At 65.9% G+C, this 21,089-nt stretch carries 34 protein-coding genes; 1 reads left to right on the top strand and 33 read right to left on the bottom strand.

Translation table 11 applies throughout. The features are described 5' to 3' along the window. Positions 1-17 precede the first annotated feature (17 nt). From C665_RS01740 to C665_RS01720, 5 genes are all read right to left on the bottom strand, one after another. Complete coding sequence (locus tag C665_RS01740) at positions 18-404, bottom strand: sirohydrochlorin chelatase (RefSeq protein ID WP_004298480.1); 387 nt, start codon at positions 402-404, stop codon at positions 18-20. After that, positions 401-1,225 carry a tRNA threonylcarbamoyladenosine dehydratase gene (locus tag C665_RS01735; protein WP_004298477.1) on the bottom strand — a complete coding sequence of 275 codons (825 nt, stop codon included), beginning with the start codon at positions 1,223-1,225 and terminating at the stop codon, positions 401-403. Before C665_RS01735 ends, C665_RS01740 begins: the two co-directional genes overlap by 4 nt. Positions 1,226-1,232: 7 nt before the next feature. Beyond that, positions 1,233-2,195 carry an MBL fold metallo-hydrolase gene (locus C665_RS01730; RefSeq protein WP_004298475.1) on the bottom strand — a complete coding sequence of 321 codons (963 nt, stop codon included), beginning with the start codon at positions 2,193-2,195 and terminating at the stop codon, positions 1,233-1,235. A gap of 116 nt (positions 2,196-2,311) precedes the next feature. Continuing rightward, positions 2,312-2,815 carry a single-stranded DNA-binding protein gene (gene ssb, locus C665_RS01725; protein ID WP_004298473.1) on the bottom strand — a complete coding sequence of 168 codons (504 nt, stop codon included), beginning with the start codon at positions 2,813-2,815 and terminating at the stop codon, positions 2,312-2,314. A 69-nt stretch (positions 2,816-2,884) separates the two neighbouring features. Beyond that, entirely contained in the window at positions 2,885-4,066 is a 1,182-nt protein-coding gene (locus tag C665_RS01720) for an MFS transporter (protein WP_004298472.1), read from the bottom strand. Positions 4,067-4,215: 149 nt separating this feature from the next. Here C665_RS01720 and uvrA point away from each other — a divergent pair, with 149 nt between their 5' ends. Beyond that, positions 4,216-7,038: an excinuclease ABC subunit UvrA gene (uvrA, locus tag C665_RS01715; RefSeq protein WP_004298470.1), complete on the top strand. Its 2,823-nt coding sequence runs from the start codon at positions 4,216-4,218 to the stop codon at positions 7,036-7,038. 70 nt (positions 7,039-7,108) lie between these two features. Here uvrA and galE read toward each other — a convergent pair whose 3' ends face one another. From galE to rplD, 28 genes are all read right to left on the bottom strand, one after another. After that, positions 7,109-8,131, bottom strand: a complete 1,023-nt coding sequence (galE, locus tag C665_RS01710; protein ID WP_004298467.1) for a UDP-glucose 4-epimerase GalE — start codon at positions 8,129-8,131, stop codon at positions 7,109-7,111. 110 nt (positions 8,132-8,241) lie between these two features. Beyond that, positions 8,242-8,640, bottom strand: coding sequence for a 50S ribosomal protein L17 (gene rplQ, locus C665_RS01705; RefSeq protein ID WP_004298465.1), 399 nt, complete (start codon positions 8,638-8,640; stop codon positions 8,242-8,244). Positions 8,641-8,665: 25 nt separating this feature from the next. Continuing rightward, entirely contained in the window at positions 8,666-9,646 is a 981-nt protein-coding gene (locus C665_RS01700) for a DNA-directed RNA polymerase subunit alpha (RefSeq protein WP_004298464.1), read from the bottom strand. Between the two features lie 39 nt (positions 9,647-9,685). Continuing rightward, positions 9,686-10,315 (bottom strand): 30S ribosomal protein S4, encoded by a 630-nt coding sequence (gene rpsD / locus C665_RS01695; protein WP_004298462.1) that lies wholly within the window; start codon positions 10,313-10,315, stop codon positions 9,686-9,688. Between the two features lie 14 nt (positions 10,316-10,329). Beyond that, entirely contained in the window at positions 10,330-10,719 is a 390-nt protein-coding gene (gene rpsK, locus C665_RS01690; RefSeq protein WP_002931621.1) for a 30S ribosomal protein S11, read from the bottom strand. Positions 10,720-10,731: 12 nt separating this feature from the next. Beyond that, positions 10,732-11,094 (bottom strand): 30S ribosomal protein S13, encoded by a 363-nt coding sequence (gene rpsM, locus C665_RS01685; RefSeq protein WP_004298460.1) that lies wholly within the window; start codon positions 11,092-11,094, stop codon positions 10,732-10,734. A 53-nt stretch (positions 11,095-11,147) separates the two neighbouring features. Then, positions 11,148-11,261: a 50S ribosomal protein L36 gene (rpmJ, locus tag C665_RS19950; protein WP_002931619.1), complete on the bottom strand. Its 114-nt coding sequence runs from the start codon at positions 11,259-11,261 to the stop codon at positions 11,148-11,150. Between the two features lie 25 nt (positions 11,262-11,286). Further along, positions 11,287-11,505 carry a translation initiation factor IF-1 gene (infA, locus tag C665_RS01680; protein WP_004298457.1) on the bottom strand — a complete coding sequence of 73 codons (219 nt, stop codon included), beginning with the start codon at positions 11,503-11,505 and terminating at the stop codon, positions 11,287-11,289. Positions 11,506-11,509: 4 nt separating this feature from the next. Further along, positions 11,510-12,835 (bottom strand): preprotein translocase subunit SecY, encoded by a 1,326-nt coding sequence (gene secY / locus C665_RS01675; protein WP_004298456.1) that lies wholly within the window; start codon positions 12,833-12,835, stop codon positions 11,510-11,512. Between the two features lie 15 nt (positions 12,836-12,850). Further along, the gene (gene rplO, locus C665_RS01670) at positions 12,851-13,288 is read right to left on the bottom strand and encodes a 50S ribosomal protein L15 (protein WP_004298455.1); all 438 of its coding nucleotides are present in this window, start codon (positions 13,286-13,288) and stop codon (positions 12,851-12,853) included. Position 13,289: 1 nt separating this feature from the next. Beyond that, complete coding sequence (rpmD, locus tag C665_RS01665) at positions 13,290-13,472, bottom strand: 50S ribosomal protein L30 (protein WP_004298452.1); 183 nt, start codon at positions 13,470-13,472, stop codon at positions 13,290-13,292. A gap of 3 nt (positions 13,473-13,475) precedes the next feature. Beyond that, the gene (rpsE, locus tag C665_RS01660; protein ID WP_004298449.1) at positions 13,476-14,000 is read right to left on the bottom strand and encodes a 30S ribosomal protein S5; all 525 of its coding nucleotides are present in this window, start codon (positions 13,998-14,000) and stop codon (positions 13,476-13,478) included. A 12-nt stretch (positions 14,001-14,012) separates the two neighbouring features. Beyond that, positions 14,013-14,366, bottom strand: a complete 354-nt coding sequence (gene rplR, locus C665_RS01655) for a 50S ribosomal protein L18 (RefSeq protein WP_004298448.1) — start codon at positions 14,364-14,366, stop codon at positions 14,013-14,015. Between the two features lie 11 nt (positions 14,367-14,377). After that, positions 14,378-14,911 carry a 50S ribosomal protein L6 gene (gene rplF / locus C665_RS01650; RefSeq protein ID WP_004298446.1) on the bottom strand — a complete coding sequence of 178 codons (534 nt, stop codon included), beginning with the start codon at positions 14,909-14,911 and terminating at the stop codon, positions 14,378-14,380. A gap of 10 nt (positions 14,912-14,921) precedes the next feature. After that, positions 14,922-15,317, bottom strand: coding sequence for a 30S ribosomal protein S8 (rpsH, locus tag C665_RS01645; RefSeq protein ID WP_004298444.1), 396 nt, complete (start codon positions 15,315-15,317; stop codon positions 14,922-14,924). Between the two features lie 13 nt (positions 15,318-15,330). Next, entirely contained in the window at positions 15,331-15,636 is a 306-nt protein-coding gene (gene rpsN, locus C665_RS01640) for a 30S ribosomal protein S14 (protein ID WP_004298442.1), read from the bottom strand. A gap of 7 nt (positions 15,637-15,643) precedes the next feature. Further along, positions 15,644-16,183 (bottom strand): 50S ribosomal protein L5, encoded by a 540-nt coding sequence (gene rplE / locus C665_RS01635; protein ID WP_004298440.1) that lies wholly within the window; start codon positions 16,181-16,183, stop codon positions 15,644-15,646. A 9-nt stretch (positions 16,184-16,192) separates the two neighbouring features. After that, a complete protein-coding gene (rplX, locus tag C665_RS01630) occupies positions 16,193-16,510 on the bottom strand; it encodes a 50S ribosomal protein L24 (protein ID WP_002931597.1) in 318 nt (105 codons plus the stop codon). Between the two features lie 11 nt (positions 16,511-16,521). Continuing rightward, the gene (rplN, locus tag C665_RS01625; RefSeq protein ID WP_004298438.1) at positions 16,522-16,890 is read right to left on the bottom strand and encodes a 50S ribosomal protein L14; all 369 of its coding nucleotides are present in this window, start codon (positions 16,888-16,890) and stop codon (positions 16,522-16,524) included. A gap of 156 nt (positions 16,891-17,046) precedes the next feature. Then, positions 17,047-17,316 carry a 30S ribosomal protein S17 gene (rpsQ, locus tag C665_RS01620; protein WP_004298435.1) on the bottom strand — a complete coding sequence of 90 codons (270 nt, stop codon included), beginning with the start codon at positions 17,314-17,316 and terminating at the stop codon, positions 17,047-17,049. Continuing rightward, entirely contained in the window at positions 17,313-17,507 is a 195-nt protein-coding gene (rpmC, locus tag C665_RS01615) for a 50S ribosomal protein L29 (protein WP_004298433.1), read from the bottom strand. Before rpmC ends, rpsQ begins: the two co-directional genes overlap by 4 nt. A gap of 2 nt (positions 17,508-17,509) precedes the next feature. After that, positions 17,510-17,926 carry a 50S ribosomal protein L16 gene (rplP, locus tag C665_RS01610; protein WP_004298431.1) on the bottom strand — a complete coding sequence of 139 codons (417 nt, stop codon included), beginning with the start codon at positions 17,924-17,926 and terminating at the stop codon, positions 17,510-17,512. Beyond that, complete coding sequence (gene rpsC / locus C665_RS01605) at positions 17,926-18,696, bottom strand: 30S ribosomal protein S3 (protein ID WP_004298428.1); 771 nt, start codon at positions 18,694-18,696, stop codon at positions 17,926-17,928. The genes rplP and rpsC overlap by 1 nt, the downstream gene beginning before the upstream one ends. A 9-nt stretch (positions 18,697-18,705) precedes the next feature. Next, on the bottom strand, positions 18,706-19,035 hold the full coding sequence (gene rplV, locus C665_RS01600) for a 50S ribosomal protein L22 (RefSeq protein WP_002931589.1): 330 nt from the start codon (positions 19,033-19,035) through the stop codon (positions 18,706-18,708). A gap of 9 nt (positions 19,036-19,044) precedes the next feature. Further along, complete coding sequence (rpsS, locus tag C665_RS01595) at positions 19,045-19,320, bottom strand: 30S ribosomal protein S19 (RefSeq protein ID WP_004258198.1); 276 nt, start codon at positions 19,318-19,320, stop codon at positions 19,045-19,047. Between the two features lie 10 nt (positions 19,321-19,330). Next, a complete protein-coding gene (gene rplB, locus C665_RS01590; protein WP_004298425.1) occupies positions 19,331-20,158 on the bottom strand; it encodes a 50S ribosomal protein L2 in 828 nt (275 codons plus the stop codon). A gap of 6 nt (positions 20,159-20,164) precedes the next feature. Next, the gene (rplW, locus tag C665_RS01585; protein WP_004298423.1) at positions 20,165-20,470 is read right to left on the bottom strand and encodes a 50S ribosomal protein L23; all 306 of its coding nucleotides are present in this window, start codon (positions 20,468-20,470) and stop codon (positions 20,165-20,167) included. Further along, the gene (gene rplD, locus C665_RS01580) at positions 20,467-21,087 is read right to left on the bottom strand and encodes a 50S ribosomal protein L4 (RefSeq protein ID WP_004298421.1); all 621 of its coding nucleotides are present in this window, start codon (positions 21,085-21,087) and stop codon (positions 20,467-20,469) included. The genes rplW and rplD overlap by 4 nt, the downstream gene beginning before the upstream one ends. Between the last annotated feature and the right edge of the window lie 2 nt (positions 21,088-21,089).

The following is a 21,089-nucleotide window of genomic DNA, read 5'->3' as shown; positions in this document are numbered from 1 at the left end:
CGCCGTCGGGTCGGGCCTCAGCCCAGGCAGCCGAGCGCGTAGTCGGCCATCGCGGCGACCACCGGGTCGGCCTCGCCCGCGGCGGTCGCGAGGGTGATCTCGCAGCCGGGGTGGGCGGCGCGCGCCTCCTCCAGCAACACCGGCAGATCGCGCTTGAGGTGGCCGCCCTGGGCAAGGAAGATCGGCACCACGGCCACTTTGTGCGCGCCCTCGGCGGCGAGCGCGGCGATCGCCTCGGGCAGGGTCGGGGACATGAACTCGAGGAAGGCGAGTTCGACGCGCGGCGCCCCCGGGCGGGCGAGCGCCGCATCGCGGATGCGCCGCATCGGCCCGGCCCACTCGGGGTCGCGGGCGCCGTGGCCGAAGAGGACGATGGCGGAAGCGGACGGATTGGCTGCGTTCATGCAGAAGGCTCCGGGGTAGCGTCGCGCGCAGGCGCATCGGCCTGACGCAGCAGGTGTTCGAGTGCGCGCGCCGCACACAGCAGGCCGACGCTGGCGGTCACCGCCATGCTCGAGCCGTAGCCGGCGCACGCCAGCCCCTGGGGGGCGGACGCGGCGCCGGGATGGGCCGCGTCGCAGGCATCGACCGCGGGAAAGTGCAAGGGTTCGGTGGAGAACACCGCCTCGATGCCGAATTTCTTCTTCGGGTCGCGTGGGAAGCCGTGCTCCTTGCGCAGGCGAGCGCGCACCTTGGCGAGAAGCGGATCCTGCAGCGTACGCGCGAGGTCGTCCATGCCGATGCGCGCGGGGTCGCGCTTGCCGCCGGCCCCACCCGCCATCACCAAGGGGATGCGGCGCTCCCTGCAGGTCACCGCGATCGCGACCTTGGCGCGCACGTTGTCGATCGCATCGATCACCAGATCGAAGCCGTGCAGCAACTCGGCGGCGTTCTCCGGGGTGAGGAAATCCTCGATCGTGTCCACCCGGCAGGCCGGGTCGATACCTTCGATGCGCGTCGCCATGGCGCTCACCTTGGCCATGCCGAGGGTGTCCTCGAGCGCATGGGCCTGGCGGTTGATGTTGGATTCGGCGACATGGTCGAGGTCGATCAGGGTCAGCCGCCCCACCCCGCTGCGCGCGAGCGCCTCGGCGGCCCACGAGCCGACGCCGCCGATGCCGATCACGCAGGCGTGCGCGCCCGCGAGGCGCGCGGCCGCGCCCTCGCCGTAAAGACGGTCGATGCCGCCGAACCGGCGCGCACGGTCGGTCGTGGCCGAAGTCATGGCAGGCTCAGGCACCGGTGGCGCCAGTCTGGCGGCTGTCCAGCCACACCCCCAGGCCCTGGGCGTTGAGCTCGAGGTCCATGCGCAGCAGCTCGAGCGTCTCCTCCTCGCCGAGCGCCCAGTTCTGGCGCGCGGCCTCCTCGCGGAAGATCTGCTCCAGCCCGGCGACGATCTCGACGTGACGGGCGACGCCGTCGCCGCGCGCGGCCTCGGCCACCGCGAGCATGGTGTCGATCAGGCGGTGCAGGTCGGCACCGAGGCGATCGACCTCACCGACGCGGCTGTAGTGCGTCAGGTACATCGCCTGCGGCCGCATCGCCAGCATGCGATCGATCGAGGCGTGCATGCCCTCGGGGTCGAACTGCGTCGGCGTGGTGGTCGGCACCACGAAGGCGCGGCCATCCACGTCGAGTTCGCGGTAAGACAGGCCGAAGGTGTCGCCGGTGAAGAAGGCACGCGCGACCGAGTCCCAGATGCAGATGTGGTGGCGGGCGTGGCCCGGGGTGTCGAACACCCGCAGCATGCGGCTGCCTACATGGATTTCGAGGCCGTCGGTGGCCGGCACGATGCGCTCGGCCGGCACCGGCACGAGCTGGCCATACAGGTCGAAGGCGCGCTCCGGGCCATACACCGCGCAGGTGGCCTCCCACAGCTTGCCCGGGTCGATCATGTGGCGCAGACCGCGCGGATGCACCAGCAGCCTCGCCTGCGGCAGCGCGCACATCAGGCTGCCGGCACCGCCGGCGTGGTCGAGGTGGATGTGGGTCAGCAGCACCCAGTCCACCGCCTCGGGGGCGATGTCGAGCGCGGCGAGCGCACCGAGGATGCGCGGCACCGAGGCGTTGCTCGCGCTATCGACGATGGCGGCGCGCCCGTCCTGCACGATCACGTGGATGGCGGCGAGCTGCGGCCGGCCGTAGCCGGAGTCGATCGCATGCACGCCGTCGCCGTAGTGGATCAGGTCCTTCATTGTTCCTCCCGAATGGCCGGTTCGCTGCCGCGCCTGTCGATGTGAAACGGGCGAGCGTACGCGTCGCGTCGCCCGCCCGGCAGTCGGCGGAGCGCAGGACGCGCTCCAGGCATCCGTCAGAACGGAATGTCGTCGTCGAAGTCGCCGAAGCCGCCCGACTGCTGCGGCGGCGCCGACTGCGGCTGCGTGCGCTGCGCGGGGGCTGCGGGCTGGCGGACCGGCGCGGATTGGGCGCCGGCATCCCAACCACCGCCCTCGCCGCCGCGCATCGGCGCATCGCCGCCTTCGCGGCGGCCGAGCATCTTCATCTCGTCGGCGCGGATCTCGGTGGTGTAGCGGTCCTGGCCGCTCTGGTCCTGCCACTTGCGCGTGCGCAGGCTGCCCTCGATGTACACCTGGCTGCCCTTGCGCAGGTACTGGCCGGCGATCTCGGCGAGCTTGCCGAAGAAGGCGACGCGGTGCCATTCGGTGGCCTCGCGGCGCTCGCCGGTGTTCTTGTCCCGCCAGGTCTCGGTGGTGGCCAGGCGGATGTTGCAGATCGCGTCGCCGGAGGGGGCGAAGCGGCTTTCCGGATCGGCGCCGAGGTTGCCGATCAGGATCACTTTATTGACGGATGCCATCCGGATCTCCTTTGCATGCGTTTGCCGGCCGCGTCGGGCGTGCCGGCGGTGAGTATGGTGAAGCCGGGCTCAGCGCGGCGCGCCGGCCGGAGCCGCGCGCAGCGGCGGGGGATTCATCGTGCTCGCCAGTGCGAGCCAGAGCAGCGCGAGCGCCGCGCACGACAGGCTCACCGCGGCCGGGCCGAAGGTCTGCCCCAGCCAGCCGCCGAGCACGCCGCCGAGGAACAAGCCGATCGACTGCAGGGTGTTGTAGACGCCCAGCGCCGTGCCCTTGGAGCCGGGCGGCGCGATACGCGAGATCCACGACGGTTGGGTGGCCTCGAGCACGTTGAAGGAGATAAAGAAGAGCGTCAGCAACAATGCCAATGGTATCAATCCGTCACCGAAAAGCCACAGCCCGATCTGCACGACGGCGAGCAGGACGATGGCGGCATTGAACACCGGCTTGAGCTTGTCGTGGCGCTCGGCGACGATCACCGCCGGCACCATGACCACGAAGGACAGCAGCACCGCCGGCAGGTAGACCTTCCAGTGCTCGGGCACCGGCAGGCCGCCGCCGGAGACCAGGGCCGAGGGCACCATCACCCACATCGTGGTCTGGATGAGGTGGAGCGCGAACACGCCGAAGTTGAGCCGCATGAGCTGGCCGTCGCGCAGCACGTCGATGAGCCGGCCGGTGGCGCGCGGCACCGGCGGAGCGACCGGCACCGCCCACAGCAGAACCCCGATCGCACCCGCGGCAAGCACGGCGGTGAGCCAGAAGATGCCATCCATGCCGACGGCGGCGTAGAGCAGCGGTGCCGCCACCATCGAGAGCGCGAACACCAGGCCGATCGAGGAGCCGATCATCGCCATGACCTTGGTGCGGTGCTGGTCGCGGGTGAGGTCGGCGGCGAGCGCGGTGACCGCGGCGGAGATCGCCCCCGCACCCTGCAGCACGCGGCCGACGATGATCATGTGGATGCCGTCGGCGAGCGCCGCGACCACGCTGCCGAGCACGAACAGCACCAGGCCGAAGACGATCACCGGCTTGCGGCCGAAGCGGTCGGAGGCGGCGCCGTAGGCGATCTGCAGGCAGGCCTGGGTGAGGCCGTAGGCGCCGATCGCCAGGCCCACCAAGGTGAGGTCGCCGCCCCCGGGGATGGTGGCGGCGTGCACCGCGAACACCGGCAGGATCAGGAACAGGCCGAGCATGCGCAGCGCGAAGATCGCCGCCAGGCCCATGCCGGCGCGGCGTTCTTCGCGCGTCATGGGGTCGCGTGCGGGAACGGACATACGGAGGAACCGGCTTCGAGAAAGACCGCGATTCTACCATCCCGCCCCGCGCTGCGCGGACCGCCTTGGCCTTGCGGCGGCTTCCCGGCGTATATTGGGCAGTTCGCCTTTCCCTGCTCGCAGCCATGGACCAGATCCGCATCCGCGGTGCCCGCACCCACAACCTCAGGAACGTCAGCCTCGACCTGCCGCGCAACCGGCTGACCGTGATCACCGGCCTGTCGGGCTCGGGCAAGTCCTCGCTCGCCTTCGACACCCTCTACGCCGAGGGCCAGCGCCGCTACGTCGAGTCGCTGTCGGCCTACGCCCGCCAGTTCCTGCAGCTGATGGAAAAGCCCGACGTCGATCTGATCGAGGGCTTGTCGCCGGCGATCGCGATCGAGCAGAAGGCGACCAGCCACAACCCGCGCTCCACCGTCGGCACGGTCACCGAGATCCACGATTACCTGCGCCTGCTCTACGCGCGTGCCGGCACGCCGCACTGCCCCGACCATCCGCAGCACGCGCTCGAGGCGCAGAGCGTGGCGCAGATGGTGGACCACGTGCTGGCACTGCCCGAGGACACGAAGCTGATGATCCTCGCCCCGGTGGTGGCCGGGCGCAAGGGCGAGCAGGGCGACCTGTTCGCCGATCTGCGCGCGCAGGGTTTCGTGCGCGTGCGCGTCGACGGCGAGGTGATGGAGCTCGACGCCCTGCCCCCGCTCGAGAAGGGGCGCCGCCACGACGTCGAGGTCGTGATCGACCGCGTCAAGGTGCGCACCGATCTGCGCGGCCGCCTCGCGGAGTCCTTCGAGACCGCGCTGACCCACGCCGACGGGCGCGCGCTCGCGGTGGAGATGGACTCGGGTCGCGCACACCTGTTCTCCGCGCGCTTCGCCTGCCCGGTGTGCGCCTTCGCGCTCGCCGAGCTCGAGCCGCGCCTGTTCTCCTTCAACAACCCGGCGGGCGCCTGCCCGAAGTGCGACGGGCTGGGCGAGGTCGAGTTCTTCGATCCCGCACGCGTCGTGGTCCATCCCGAGCTGTCGCTGGCCTCGGGCGCGATCCGCGGCTGGGACCGGCGCAACCAGTTCTATTTCCAGATGCTGGCGAGCCTCGCGGCGCACTACGCCTTCGACATCGAGACGCCCTGGCAGGATCTGCCGGCGCGCGTGCGCGAGATCGTGCTCGATGGATCGGGGCGGACGAAGATCGCCTTTCGCTACATGGCCGACAACGGCCGCATGGTGCTCAAGGAGCATCCCTTCGAGGGCATCCTCCCCAACCTGGAGCGCCGCCTGCGCGAGACCGACGCGGTCGCGGTGCGAGAGGAGCTGTCGAAGTACCGCGCCACCCGCCCCTGCCCCGCTTGCCACGGCACCCGCCTGCGCAGCGAGGCGCGCCACGTGCTCGTCGGCGGGCGGGCGCTGCACGAGGTCGGCCACATGCCGCTCGGCGAGTGCCGCACTTTCTTCGCCACGCTGCAACTCGCCGGCGCGCGCGCCCAGGTGGCCGAGCGCATCGTGCGCGAGATCGCCGACCGCCTCGGCTTCCTGATCGACGTGGGCCTCGACTACCTCTCGCTCGACCGCTCCGCCGACACCCTCTCGGGCGGCGAAGCGCAGCGCATCCGCCTGGCGAGCCAGATCGGCTCGGGTCTGACCGGGGTGATGTACGTGCTCGACGAGCCTTCGATCGGCCTGCACCAGCGCGACAACGACCGCCTGCTGGCCACGCTCGCGCGCCTGCGCGACCTCGGCAACACGGTGATCGTGGTCGAACACGACGAGGACGCCATGCGCAGCGCCGACTATCTGGTGGACATGGGCCCGGGCGCGGGCGAGCACGGTGGCGAGGTGGTGGCGCACGGCACGCCGGACGAGGTCATCGCCTCACCGCGTTCGGTCACGGGCGACTACCTCTCCGGCCGGCGCAGCATTGCAATCCCGGCGCAGCGCACGCGCCCCGACCCGGAGCGCCAGCTGCGCATCGTCGGCGCGCGCGGCAACAACCTGAAGACGGTGGAGGTGTCGCTGCCGGTGGGGCTCCTCACCTGCATCACCGGGGTGTCGGGCTCGGGAAAGTCGACGCTGATCAACGACACCCTGGCACGCGTCGCGGCCCACCGGCTCAACGGTGCCGCCACCGAGCCCGCGCCACACGATGCGATCGAGGGCCTGCAGCACTTCGACAAGCTGATCGACGTCGATCAGTCGCCGATCGGGCGCACCCCACGCTCCAACCCGGCGACCTACACCGGCCTGCTGACCCCGATCCGCGAGCTCTTCGCCGGCGTGCCCGAGGCCCGCGCGCGCGGCTACAGTCCGGGGCGCTTCTCGTTCAACGTGCGCGGCGGGCGTTGCGAGGCCTGCCAGGGCGACGGCCTGGTCAGGGTGGAGATGCACTTCCTGCCCGACATGTACGTGCCCTGCGACGTCTGCCACGGTCGCCGCTACAACCGCGAGACCCTCGAGATCCGCTACAAGGGGCGGACGATCGACGAGGTGCTGGGGATGACCGTCGAGCAGGCCCTGGGTTTCTTCTCCGCGGTGCCGAACGTGGCGCGCAAACTGGAGACGCTGATGGACGTCGGCCTGGGCTACATCCGCCTCGGCCAGAGCGCCACCACCCTGTCGGGCGGCGAGGCGCAGCGCGTCAAGCTCGCGCTCGAGCTGTCGCGCCGCGATACCGGGCGCACCCTGTACATCCTCGACGAGCCGACCACCGGCCTGCATTTCCAGGATATCGAGATGCTGATCGCAGTGCTGCAGCGCTTGCGCGCGCACGGCAACACGATCATCGTGATCGAGCACAATCTCGACGTGATCAAGACCGCCGACTGGCTGATCGACATGGGCCCGGAGGGCGGCGGCGGTGGCGGCATGGTGGTGTGCTGCGGCACGCCCGAAGAGGTCGCCGCGCATCCGGCGAGTCATACCGGCCTGCACCTGCGCAGGGTGCTCGGGGGCTGAGCCCCGGCCGATCCACCCCACCGGGCTTCCGCGCCCCTTTGCGGCGCCCGAGCGGTGCGCCGCGAGTTACTCAACCGGCTTCGTAGCCCTGCGGGTTGCCGCTCTGCCAGCGCCACGCATCCACGCACATCGCCTGCAGGTCTCGTTGCGCCTTCCAGCCGAGCACCTGCTCGGCGCGCGCAGGGTCCGCCCAGCACGCGGCGATATCGCCCGGACGGCGCGCGACGATGTCGTAGGGGACCGGTCGCCCGCTCGCCGCCTCGAAGGCGCGCACCATCTCCAGCACGCTGTAGCCGCGCCCGGTGCCGAGGTTGAGCGTCGTCACGCCGGGGAGTTCGTCGATGCGCTCGAGCGCGCGCAAATGGCCGAGCGCCAGGTCGACCACGTGGATGTAGTCGCGCACCCCGGTTCCGTCCGGCGTCGCGTAGTCGTCGCCGAAAACGCGCAAGCGCGGCAGGCGGCCGACCGCGACCTGACTGACGAAAGGCATCAGGTTGTTGGGCAGGCCGTCGGGATCCTCGCCGATCCGACCGCTCGCGTGTGCCCCGACAGGGTTGAAGTAACGCAGCAGCACCACGTTCCAGCGTGGATCCGAGGCGGCGAGATCACGCAGGATCTGCTCGCCCATGAGCTTGGTCCAGCCGTAAGGATTGGTCGCCGTAGTCGGGAAATCCTCGCGGATCGGCACCGAGGCCGGGTCGCCATACACCGTCGCCGACGAACTGAACACCATGCGCCGGCATCCCGCTGCGTCCATGGCCTGCAGCACCGACAGCAGTCCATGCAGGTTGTTGTCGTAATAGGCCAGCGGTTGGGACACCGACTCGCCCACGGCCTTCTTGGCGGCAAAGTGGATCACCGCCGCCACCTCGTGCTCGCCGAAGACCCGCGCGAGCACGCCATGGTCCCGCACGTCGCCCTCCACGAAGCCGGTCAGCGGCTTGCCTCCGAGCTCTTCGATCCGCCGCACCGCCTCGAAGGACGCGTTGGAGAGGTCGTCCACCACCACCACGTCCTGCCCGGCGCCGAGCAACTCGACGCAGGTATGCGAGCCGATGTAGCCCGCACCGCCGGTCACCAAGGTCACTGCCATCGTTCCATCCTCCTGTCCTGTCCGCCCGCGGGCGCGCTGCGCTCGACCCTAGCACGCACAGGCGAAAAAAAACCGGGCCTGAGCCCGGTTCTTCGTACGAGTCGCGCGTTTCACGCGGCCTCGGCTTCCTCGACTTCCACCGCTTCCACGTCCGGACGGTCGAGCAACTCGACGTAGGCCATCGGGGCGTTGTCGCCATCGCGGAAACCACACTTCAGGATGCGCAGGTAGCCGCCGTTGCGGGTGGCGTAGCGCGGACCCAGCTCGTCGAAGAGCTTGACGACCATGTCGCGATCGCGCAGGCGGTTGAAGGCCAGGCGGCGGTTGGAGAGGCTGGGCTTCTTGCCCAGGGTGATCATCGGCTCGACCACGCGGCGAAGTTCCTTCGCCTTCGGAAGGGTCGTCTTGATCAGCTCATGACGCAGCAGCGAGTTGGCCATGTTGCGGAACATCGCCTGGCGGTGGCTGCTGGTACGGTTCAGCTTGCGAAGACCATTACGGTGACGCATTTCAATTCCTCACTTGCCCGGCGACTCAACCGAGCTTTTCAAGCCCGGCCGGCGGCCAGTTTTCCAGTTTCATGCCAAGCGTCAGCCCGCGGGAGGCCAACACTTCCTTGATCTCGTTGAGCGACTTGCGGCCCAGGTTCGGGGTCTTCAGCAGCTCGGTCTCGGTACGCTGGATCAGGTCGCCGATGTAGTAGATGTTCTCGGCCTTCAGGCAGTTGGCCGAGCGCACCGTGAGCTCCAGATCGTCGACCGGGCGCAGCAGCACCGGGTCGATGGTCGGCGAAGCCGCCTCGACGCGCTCCGGTGCCGTCCCCTCGAGGTCGGCGAACACGGAAAGCTGGTCCATGAGAACCCGGGCGGCGTAGCGAATCGCCTCTTCCGGGTCGACCGCACCGTTGGTCTCGATGTCGATGATCAGGCGATCCAGGTCGGTACGCTGCTCGACGCGAGCGCTCTCGACAAGGTAGCTGACGCGACGCACGGGACCGAAGGAGGCATCGAGCACGACGCGACCGATGGACTTGCTCTCCGCGTTCTCGGGACGCGAATTGCCCGGCACGTAGCCGCGGCCTTCCTCGACCTTGATCTGCATGTCGAGCTTGCCGCCCGGCGCGAGGTGGGCGATCACGTGGTCGGGATTGATGATCTCGACGTCGTGACCGACCTCGATGTCGGCCGCAGTCACCACACCCTCGCCTGCCTTGGCGAGACGGACGGTGACCTCGCTGCGCCCGTTGAGCTTGAACACCACGCCCTTCAGGTTGAGCAGCAGATCGACGATGTCCTCGCGGACGCCGTCGAGCGTGGAGTACTCGTGAAGCACCCCTTCGATCGTCACTTCGGTCGGCGCATGGCCGGGAAGCGACGACAGGAGGATGCGCCGAAGCGCATTCCCCAGCGTGTGACCGAAACCGCGCTCGAACGGCTCCATCGTCACCCGCGCCTGAACGGGCGAGGTGCTCTGGACGTCGATGATGCGCGGTTTCAGCAGTGCATTGCTTTGCATCAGCATTTCCTCGGAACTAGAAGAGGATCAGCCCCCCGCTCAGCGGGAGTACAGTTCCACGACCAGGCCTTCGTTGATCGTCGGGGGCAGTTCGCTGCGCACCGGATAGGCCTTGAACGTGCCCTTGCCGGCCTTCGCGTCCACCTCGAGCCACTCGGGGAAGCCACGCGACTCGGCGGCCTCGAGGGCGGCCTTGACGCGCAGATGACCACGCGCACGCTCAGTCAGCTCCACCACGTCGCCCGGACGAACCACATACGACGGAATGTTGACGCGCTTGCCATTGACCAGCACGCCGTTGTGACGCACCACCTGGCGCGCCTCTGCACGCGAGGCACCGAAGCCCATGCGATACGCGACGGCATCCAGGCGACCTTCGAGCAGCTGCAGAAGATTCTCGCCGGTCTGGCCGCGGCGGCGGTCGGCTTCGGCATACACCTTGCGGAACTGGCGCTCGAGCACGCCGTAGATGCGGCGGATCTTCTGCTTCTCACGCAGCTGGACGCCGTAGCCCGACAGGCGCTGGCCGGAGCGCTGGCCATGCTGGCCGGGCGCGTAGGCGCGACGCTCGATGGAGCACTTGTCGGTAAAGCACTTTTCGCCCTTCAGAAACAGCTTTTCGCCTTCGCGACGGCACTGACGGCACTTGGGATCGAGATTACGAGCCACTTATCAACTCCTTGTCAGATACGGCGCTTTTTCGGCGGACGGCAGCCGTTGTGCGGAATGGGGGTGATGTCCGTGATGCTGGAAATCTTGATCCCCAGCGCATTGAGCGCACGAACCGAGGATTCGCGGCCCGGGCCGGGGCCCTTGATGCGAACCTCGAGATTCTTGATGCCACATTCCTGCGCCACCTTGCCCGCAGCTTCGGCCGCAACCTGCGCGGCAAACGGCGTGCTCTTGCGCGAACCCTTGAAGCCGGCGCCACCCGAAGTCGCCCACGACAGGGCGTTGCCTTGGCGGTCGGTGATGGTGATGATGGTGTTGTTGAAGCTCGCGTGAACGTGCGCGATACCTTCGGCGACGTTCTTCTTGACCTTCTTGCGAACCTTGGTTCCAGTCTTAGCCATTATCGGATCCTATTACTTCTTGCCGGCGATCGGCTTGCGCGGACCCTTGCGGGTACGGGCATTGGTGCGGGTGCGCTGACCGCGAAGCGGCAGGCCACGACGGTGACGGACGCCGCGGTAGCAGCCCAGGTCCATCAGTCGCTTGATGTTCATCGTGACTTCACGACGCAGGTCGCCTTCGACCACGAAGCGCGCGACTTCATCACGCAGCTTCTCCATGTCGGACTCGGTGAGATCCTTGATCTTCACCGAGCGAACGATGCCGGCAGCGTCGCAAATCTTCTGAGCACGCGAACGGCCGATCCCATAGATGGCGGTCAGCGCGATCTCGGCATGCTTGTGATTGGGAATGTTTACCCCAGCAATACGGGCCATCCGTATACCCCGAAACGAAAAACGTTAAATTCTAATGCCTGCGGTCGAGTAGATCAACCCTGGCGTTGCTTGTGCCGCGGATCGCTGCAAATGACGCGAACCACACCCTTGCGGCGGATGATCTTGCAGTTGCGGCAGAGCCGCTTGACTGAGGCCTGGACTCTCATGGTCTTGCTCCTGTTTCTTTAAGCTTCACTTGGTCCGGAAAACGATCCGGCCCTTGGTCAGGTCATAGGGGGTGAGCTGCACGGTCACCTTGTCCCCGGGGAGGATCCGGATGTAGTGCATCCGCATCTTTCCGGAGATGTGTCCAAGGACCATGTGACCGTTTTCGAGCCTGACGCGGAACGTTGCATTGGGAAGGTTCTCAGTGACCTCACCTTGCATCTCGATGACATCTTCCTTCGTCATGCGCTCACCTGCCGGGCAGACCCGCCCCCTTGAAATTCGCCTTTTTCAGCAGACTCTCGTATTGGTGCGACATCACGAACGCCTGGACCTGGGCCATGAAGTCCATCGTGACCACCACGAGGATCAGCAGCGAGGTGCCGCCGAAATAGAACGGTACGTTCCACTTCAGGATCAGGAACTCCGGCAGCAGGCAGACGAGGGTGATGTAGATCGCCCCGGCCAGCGTCAGCCGCATGAGAATCTTGTCGATATAGCGCGCGGTTTGGTCGCCGGGACGGATCCCGGGCACAAAGGCCCCGCTCTTCTTCAGGTTGTCCGCCGTTTCGCGGGCATTGAACACCAGCGCCGTGTAGAAGAAGCAGAAGAACACGATCGCCACCGCATACAACATCACATAGATCGGCTGACCGGGAGACAGTGTGGATGCGATGTCGCGCAACCAGTACATGCCCTCCGAGGAACCGAACCACTGCCCCAGCGTCGCCGGAAACAGGATGATGCTCGATGCAAAGATCGGCGGGATCACGCCCGACATGTTCAACTTCAACGGCAGATGCGAGCTTTGCCCCCCATACACCTTGTTCCCGACTTGCCGCTTCGCGTAGTTCACCAGGATCTTGCGTTGGCCACGCTCGACGAACACGACGAAAGCCGTCACCAGCACCACGAGGATGCAGATGAAGAGCGCGGTGAAGGGATGCATGGCACCGGTCCGCACCAGTTCGAACAAGCCACCGATCGCAGCCGGCAAGCCGGCAATGATGCCTGCGAAGATGATCATCGAGATGCCGTTGCCGATGCCTCGCTCGGTGATCTGCTCACCCAGCCACATCAGGAACATCGTCCCGGTCACCAAGGTCGCCACCGTCACGAAGCGGAACATCAGTCCCGGCTCGAGCACCAGGCCAGCCTGTCCTTCCAGCGCGATCGCGATCCCCAGCGCCTGCGCAAGCGCGAGCACAAGGGTTCCATAGCGTGTGTATTGCGTGATCTTGCGTCGCCCCGCCTCGCCTTCCTTCTTTAGCGCCTCCAGCGAAGGCACCGCCACGGTCATCAACTGCATGATGATGGACGCAGAGATGTAGGGCATGATGCCCAGCGCAAAGATGGTGAAGCGCGACAGCGCACCGCCCGAGAACAGGTTGAACACGCCCAGGATGCCACCCTGCTGGGACTGGAACAGCTCGGCCAGCCCCTGCGGGTCGATTCCCGGAACCGGGATATGCGCACCAATCCGATAAACGATCAGCGCGCCCACCAGGAACAGCAGGCGTCGCTTGAGATCACCGAACCGTCCGGGGCTTCCCAGCGTGGCAGCAGGATTCGCCACAACCGTTTCCTTTTGTTACTCGGCCGCCACGGAGCCGCCAGCGGCTTCGATCGCCGCCTTCGCACCCTGGGTGGCGCCGACGCCGCGCAGAACCACCTTGCGGCTGATCGAACCGGACAGCACGACCTTCGCCGACAGCGCGTCGGCGGCGATAACCCCGGCCTGTTTCAGCGTCAGCAGATCGACTTCATCGACCGGCAGCTTGTCGAGCTCGGACAGGCGTACCTCGACGTTGCGGGCTCGCGTCAGCGACACGAATCCACGCTTCGGCAGACGGCGCTGCAGCGGCATCTGACCGCCCTCGAAGCCGACCTTGTGAAAGCCACCGGCGCGGGACTTCTGACCCTTGTGGCCGCGGCCGCAGGTCTTGCCCAGGCCGCTGCCGATGCCACGGCCGACTCGGCGCGCTTCCTTCTTCGAACCCTCACCGGGCTTGATGCTATTCAGGCGCATTTCAACCCTCGCACTTGACCAGGTAGGACACCTTGTTGATCATCCCGCGCACCTCGGGGGTATCCGCCAGCTCGACCGAATGGTTGAGCCGACGCAGACCGAGGCCGCGCACGGTGGCGCGGTGGGACTGCTTGGTGCCGATCACGCTCTTGACGAGCGTCACCTTGATTTTCTTGTCCGACATCTCTTACCCCAGGATCTCTTCGACGGACTTGCCGCGTTTCGCAGCGATTTCCGCCGGGGTGTTGATCGCCATCAGGCCGTTGATCGTGGCACGGACGACGTTGTACGGATTGGCCGAACCGATGCACTTGCAGATCACGTCGGTAACGCCCATGACTTCGAACACGGCGCGCATCGGACCGCCGGCGATGATGCCGGTACCGGCCGGAGCGGGTTGCATGAGCACCGAAGCGGCGCCATGCTTGCCCATCACGGTATGCTGAAGGGTGCCGTTCTTGAGCGAGACCTTGCGCATCTTGCGACGCGCTTCATCCATCGCCTTCTGCACCGCCACCGGCACTTCGCGGGACTTGCCCTTGCCCATGCCGATCGCACCGTCGCCGTCACCGACCACGGTCAGCGCGGCGAAGCCGAGGATACGACCGCCCTTGACGACCTTGGTCACGCGATTGATCGCGACCATCTTTTCCTTCAGGCCGTCATCGCGCTCGTCGGAGGCTTGCGCACGTTTGGTTTGCTGCTTGGCCATACGATTCCTCGCTTAGAACTTGAGACCGCCTTCGCGGGCGGCCTCGGCCAGCGCCTTCACGCGGCCGTGATACAGGAAGCCCGAGCGGTCGAAGGACACCTGCTCGACGCCGGCAGCCTTGGCGCGTTCGGCAATCAGCTTGCCGACCGCTTCGGCCGCGGCCTTGTTGCCGCCGTTGGCGACCTGGGCACGGACGTCCGGCTCCACGGTGGAAGCCGCCGCGAGCACGCGGGAACCGCAACCGGAGATGATCTGGGCGTAGATGTGGCAGTTGGACCGGAACACCGTCAGGCGAACCGCCTTGAGCTCCGCAATCTTGGCGCGAGTTTTGCGCGCACGGCGAAGACGAGTTTCTTTCTTGTTCATGACGAACCGCCTTACTTCTTCTTGGTTTCCTTGAGCACCACCACCTCGTCCGAGTAACGGACGCCCTTGCCCTTATAGGGCTCGGGAGCGCGGTAGGCACGCACCTCGGCAGCGACCTGGCCGACCTTCTGCTTGTCGGAACCCCTGATCACGATCTCGGTCTGGGTCGGCGTCTCGACCTTCACGCCTTCCGGCATCTGGTGAACCACCGGGTGAGAGAAACCGAGCGACAGGTTGAGCTTGTCGCCCTGAGCCTGCGCGCGATAACCCACGCCGACCAGGGTGAGCTTGCGCTCGAAGCCCTTGGTCACGCCCGTCACCATGTTATTCACCAGAGCGCGCACGGTGCCGGACATGGCACGGGCGTTCTCGGCGCCCTCACGCGCCTTGCACACCACCGCGTCACCTTCGCGGACCACGCTGACCTCGCCGCTCAGCGGCTGGCGCAGGGTACCCAGAGGCCCCTTCACTGCGATCTCGGCGTCGGAAATCATCACTTCCACGCCCTGCGGGATCGCCACCGGATTCTTGGCTACACGAGACATCGTATCCCCCTTAGGCGACGAGGCAGATGACTTCGCCACCGACGCGGTTCGCACGCGCCGAGCGGTCGGTCATCACGCCACGCGGCGTGGAAACGATAGCCACGCCGAGGCCGTTCATCACGCGCGGCAGATCGTCGCTACCCTTGTAGATGCGCAGGCCGGGACGGCTCACGCGCTCCAGGCGCTCGATGACCGGACGACCGGCGTAATACTTGAGGGTGACGTCGAGCGAAGCCTTGCCAGCCTCGTCACGGACGGCGAAGCCGTCGATGTAACCCTCGTCCTGCAACACCTTGGCGATCGCAACCTTCAGCTTGGACGAAGGCATCGACACCGAAGCCTTCTGGGCCTGCTGGCCGTTGCGGATGCGCGTCAGCATGTCGGCGATCGGATCGGACATACTCATCTTCGAATTCTCCTTACCAGCTCGCCTTGGTCATGCCAGGCACTTCGCCGCGGAAAGCGATCTCGCGCAGCTTGTTGCGGCACAGACCGAACTTGCGGAAGACACCACGCGGGCGACCGGTCAGCGCGCAGCGGTTGCGCTGGCGAGTCGGGTTAGCATTGCGCGGCAGTTGCTGCAGGGCCAGGCGGGCAGCCATGCGTTCTTCTTCGGACAGACTGGTGTCCTTGACCTTCGCGATCAGAGCCGCGCGCTTGGAGGCATACTTCTCCACCAGCATCGCACGCTTCGCTTCGCGGTTGATCAGAGCGAGTTTCGCCATATCACCCTCAATTCTTGAACGGGAACTTGAACGCACCGAGGAGAGCACGGGCTTCCTCGTCGGTCTTGGCCGTCGTCGTGATGCTGATGTTCATCCCGCGCAGCGCGTCGATCTTGTCGTACTCGATCTCGGGGAAGATGATCTGCTCTTTCACGCCGAGGTTGTAGTTGCCACGACCGTCGAAACCCTTGGCAGCGATACCGCGGAAGTCGCGAACGCGCGGCAGCGCGATCGTGATGAGGCGATCGAGGAATTCGAACATGCGCGGACCACGCAGGGTCACCATGCAGCCGATCGGATAGCCGTCACGGATCTTGAAACCCGCGATCGACTTGCGCGCCTTGGTCGAAACCGGCTTCTGACCCGCGATCTTGGTCATGTCGCCAATGGCGTGCTCGAGAATCTTCTTGTCGCCGACAGCCTCACCGACACCCATGTTGAGGGTGATCTTGGTGATGCGCGGCACTTCCATGACGGACTTGTAGCCGAACTGCTGCTGCAGCGCCGGCGCAACTTCGTCCTTGTAAACCTGTTGCAAGCGAGCCATCGTCACTCCTTAGGCGTTCACCAGCTCGCCGTTCGACTTGAAGAAACGGACCTTGCGGCCGTCTTCAAGCGTCTTGATCCCGACACGATCACCCTTCTGGGTGGCGGGATTGAACAGCGCGACGTTCGACACATGGATCGGCATCTCCTTCTCGACGATGCCACCCACTTCACCCTTCAGCGGATTCGGGCGCACGTGCTTCTTAACCCGGTTCACGCCTTCGACCACGACGCGCTCGTCATCGACGCGGCGCAGCACGGTGCCGCGACGACCACGATCCTTGCCCGTCAGCACCAAAACTTCGTCACCCTTGCGGATCTTGTTCATCTCTGGACTCCTCAGAGCACTTCGGGCGCCAGCGAGACGATCTTCATGAACCGCTCGGTGCGCAGCTCTCGCGTGACCGGCCCGAAGATACGGGTGCCGATCGGCTCGAGCTTGTTGTTCAGAAGCACGGCCGCATTGCTGTCGAACTTGATCAGCGAACCGTCGGGACGACGAACGCCCTTGGCGGTGCGAACGACGACCGCGTTGTAGACGTCGCCTTTCTTGGCACGACCACGCGGAGCGGCATCCTTCACGGTCACCTTGATGATGTCGCCAACGCCGGCATAGCGACGCTTAGAACCACCCAGGACCTTGATGCACATCACCGAGCGCGCGCCGGAGTTATCGGCCACGTCCAGCTTGGACTGCATTTGAATCATGAAAGTATCTCCAACTTATCCCGCATTTGCGGACAGTCTTGGAACCCGTCAGGGTAGGATGCCCCGAGCGAGCCCCGGAGCAAAGAGGCAAAATTATAACAGCCTGGCACCTGGGTGCCAAGCTGTTTGTTTACTGCTCGCTGCTTCCAACTCCGATCAGATGATCGTCGCCTTCTCGAGCACCTTGGCCACACGCCAGGTCTTGGTGCGCGAGATCGGACGGCACTCCTCGATCTCGACCAGGTCGCCCTGGGCCGCGACGCCGTCCTCGACGTGCGCGTGGTACTTCGCCGAACGGGTGATGATCTTGCCGTAGAGCGGGTGCTTGACCCGGCGCTCGACCAGAACGGTCACCGTCTTCTGCATTTTGTCACTCACCACACGCCCAACCAGCGCGCGGCGAACCTTCTCGACGTTCTCGCTCATTGCTGACCCGCCTTCTCACGCAGGATGGTGCGCACGCGCGCGATGTCGCGGCGGACCTTCCCGATCTGACTCGTGTTGCCGAGTTGCTGCGTGGCGTGCTGCATGCGCAGCGAAAACTGGGCCTTCAGCAGCTCGATCAGTTCCTTGTTCAACTCGTCGGCGCTCTTGGCGCGGAGTTCCGTTGCCTTCATGTTCAACCCCCAATCAGTCGGGTGACGAACACGGTCTCGATCGGCAGCTTGGCAGCCGCAAGGCGGAACGCCTCGCGCGCCAGGGCCTCGTCAACCCCGTCCATCTCGTACAGCACCTTGCCCGGCTGGATCTCGGCAACCCAATATTCCGGGTTGCCCTTGCCGTTACCCATGCGGACCTCGGCCGGCTTCTTCGAAATCGGCTTGTCCGGGAAAATCCGGATCCAGATGCGGCCGCCACGCTTGATATGACGGGTCATCGCACGACGGGCGGACTCGATCTGGCGGGCAGTCAGCCGACCGCGACCAATGGCCTTCAGACCATACTCGCCGAACGACACCTTGGCGCCGCGCGTGGCGACGCCGGTGTTGCGGCCCTTCTGCTCCTTCCGATACTTCCTTCTAGTCGGCTGCAGCATCATTCGCTCCTGCTTTCTTCTTGCCGGCCTTCGCCACGACGGGCGGGACGACGACCCGGACGGCCCTCGCCGTCACGCGGGGCGCCACGACGACCGCGACGGTTGTCGGCTTCGGGCTCCGCAGCCACGGGCTGCTCGTTGCGCCCCAGCATCTCGCCCTTGAACACCCAGACCTTGATCCCGATGACACCATAGGTCGTCTTGGCCTCGGAGACACCGTAGTCGATGTTGGCGCGCAGGGTATGCAGCGGCACACGCCCTTCGCGATACCACTCGGTGCGGGCGATCTCTGCGCCGTTGAGGCGGCCGGAGCTCATGATCTTGATGCCCTGGGCACCGAGACGCATGGCGTTCTGCATCGCACGCTTCATGGCGCGACGGAACATGATGCGCTTCTCGAGCTGCTGGGCGATCGAGTCGGCGATCAGCTTGGCATCGAGTTCGGGCTTGCGCACTTCCTCGATATTGACGTGGACCGGAACGCCAACGATCTTCTGCAGATCACGCTTGAGCGCCTCGATGTCCTCGCCCTTCTTGCCAATGACGACGCCCGGGCGGGCGCTGTACAGGGTTACGCGGGCGTTCTTGGCGGGACGCTCGATGACCACGCGACCCACCGAAGCGTGCGCGAGGCGCTTCTTCAGGTAATCGCGGACCTTGAGGTCCTCGTGCAGCATGCCGGCGTAGTCCTTGCTGTTGGCGAACCAGCGCGAGCCCCAGTCACGCGTGACGGCGAGGCGGAACCCGGTAGGATGGATTTTCTGACCCATGTTTACTCCTTACTCGCCAACGGTCAGGTAGACGTGGCAGGTGGGCTTCAGGATGCGGTTGCCACGACCCTTCGCACGCGCGGTGAAGCGCTTGAGCGTCATACCCTCTTCCACGTGAATGGTCTTGACCTTCAGCGCGTCGATATCGGCACCGTCGTTGTGCTCGGCGTTGGCGATCGCCGACTCGAGCACCTTGCGGATGATCTTCGCGCCCTTCTTGGGAGAGAAGGCCAGGGTGTCGAGCGCGCGGCCGACGGGCATGCCGCGGACCAGGTCGGCCACCAGACGGCCCTTCTGGGCCGACAGCCGAACGCCACGGAGAATAGCTTTGGTTTCCATGTCGTCCCCTTAACGCTTGGCCTTCTTGCTGGCGGCGTGACCCTTGAAGGTCCGCGTCAGCGCGAATTCGCCCAGCTTGTGCCCGACCATGTTCTCGGTCACGAATACAGGAATGTGCTGCTTGCCGTTATGCACCGCGATCGTCAGGCCGATGAAATCGGGGAGGATCGTGGAGCGGCGCGACCAGGTCTTGATCGGGCGCTTGTCGTTGCTCGTCCGAGCCGCGTCGACCTTCTTGAGCAGGTGCGCGTCGATGAACGGGCCTTTCTTGATAGAACGTGCCATCTCTTACCCCTTAACGCTTGTGACGACGCTGCACGATCATGCCGTCGGTGCGCTTGTTCGAACGCGTCCGATAGCCCTTGGCCGGCGTGCCCCACGGACTGACCGGTTCGCGCGCCTCGCCGGTGCGGCCTTCGCCACCACCATGCGGGTGATCCACCGGGTTCATCGCCACACCGCGAACGGTCGGACGGATACCGCGCCAGCGGTTCGCGCCAGCCTTGCCGATCTTGCGCAGGCCATGCTCGCCGTTACCGACTTCACCGATGGTGGCGCGGCACTCGACGTGCACACGGCGGATCTCGCCGGAGCGCAGGCGGAGCTGGGCGTACGAGCCTTCGCGGGCGAGCAGCTGCACCGAAGTGCCGGCGGCGCGCGCGAGTTGCGCACCCTTGCCGGGAACCATCTCGATGCAGTGGATCGTCGAGCCGACCGGGATGTTGCGGATCGGCAGGGCGTTGCCCGCCTTTATCGGCGCTTCCGCGCCACTGATCAGTTGCTGGCCGACCTCTACGCCGCGCGGCGCGATGATGTAGCGGCGCTCGCCATCGGCATAGCACAGCAGCGCGATGTGCGCGGAGCGGTTCGGGTCGTACTCGATGCGCTCGACCTTGGCCGGAATGCCGTCCTTGTTGCGACGGAAATCCACCAGGCGGTAGTGCTGCTTATGGCCGCCACCCTGGTGGCGCATCGTCACGCGACCGTAGTTGTTACGGCCGGCGTTCTTGGTCTGCTTCTCGATCAGCGCATCGACCGGACGACCCTTGTACAGATCGGGGTTGACCACCTTGACTTGGGCACGGCGGCCGGCAGACGTAGGCTTCAGTTTAACGATTGCCATGATCTATCACTCCCCGGCCGCAAAGTTGATTTCCTGGCCGGGCTTCAGGCACACGAAGGCCTTCTTCCAGTCCTTGCGGCGACCCATGGTCTTGCCAAAGCGCTTGGACTTGCCCTTCACGTTCAGGATCTGCACCGACTTCACCTCGACCTTGAAGAGCGACTCGACCGCCGCCTTCACTTCGGGTTTGGTCGCATCGGACGCAACCTTGAACACCACTTGCTCGTTCTTGTCGGCGACGAAAGTCGCCTTTTCGGAGATCTGCGGGGCGAGCAGCACCTGCAGCAGACGTTCCTGACTGATCGCGCTCATTGCCACGCTTCCTCCATCTTCGCCAGCGCGCCCTTGGTGACCAGCACCTTGGGGAAACGCACGAGCGACACCGGATCCGCCTCGCTCACTTCCAGCACCAGGACCTGGTGAAGGTTGCGCGAGGACAGGAACAGGTTCTCGTCGATTTCGTCGGTGATGACCAGGACCGAATCCAGGCCCATCCCCTTGAGCTTCTGCGACAGCAGGCGGGTCTTCGGCGCTTCGACGCTGAAGTTCTCGACCACCGCAAGACGGTCCTCGCGAGCGAGCTGCGACAGGATCGCGGCCACACCGGCGCGGTACATCTTGCGGTTGACCTTCTGGCTGAAGTTCTCGTCGGGAGAGCTCGGGAAGATCTTGCCGCCACCACGCCACAGCGGGCTCGACGCCATGCCTGCACGGGCGTTGCCCGTGCCCTTCTGACGGAACGGCTTGCGGGTCGACTTGGCGATCTCGGAGCGACCCTTCTGCTTGCGGTTGCCGGAACGGGCGTTCGCAAGGTAGGCGGTCACGACCTGGTGCACCAGGGCTTCGTTGTAGTCACGGCCGAACAGCACGTCCGACGCTTCGAGCGTCGACGCAGCCTGACCCTGATCATTCAAGAGTTTCAATTCCATTG

It is taken from the genome of Thauera aminoaromatica S2 (genome assembly GCF_000310185.1).
Lineage (GTDB): Bacteria > Pseudomonadota > Gammaproteobacteria > Burkholderiales > Rhodocyclaceae > Thauera > Thauera aminoaromatica.
Note: the sequence above shows the minus strand (reverse complement) of the source record. Positions and strands in the feature narration are given on the sequence as shown.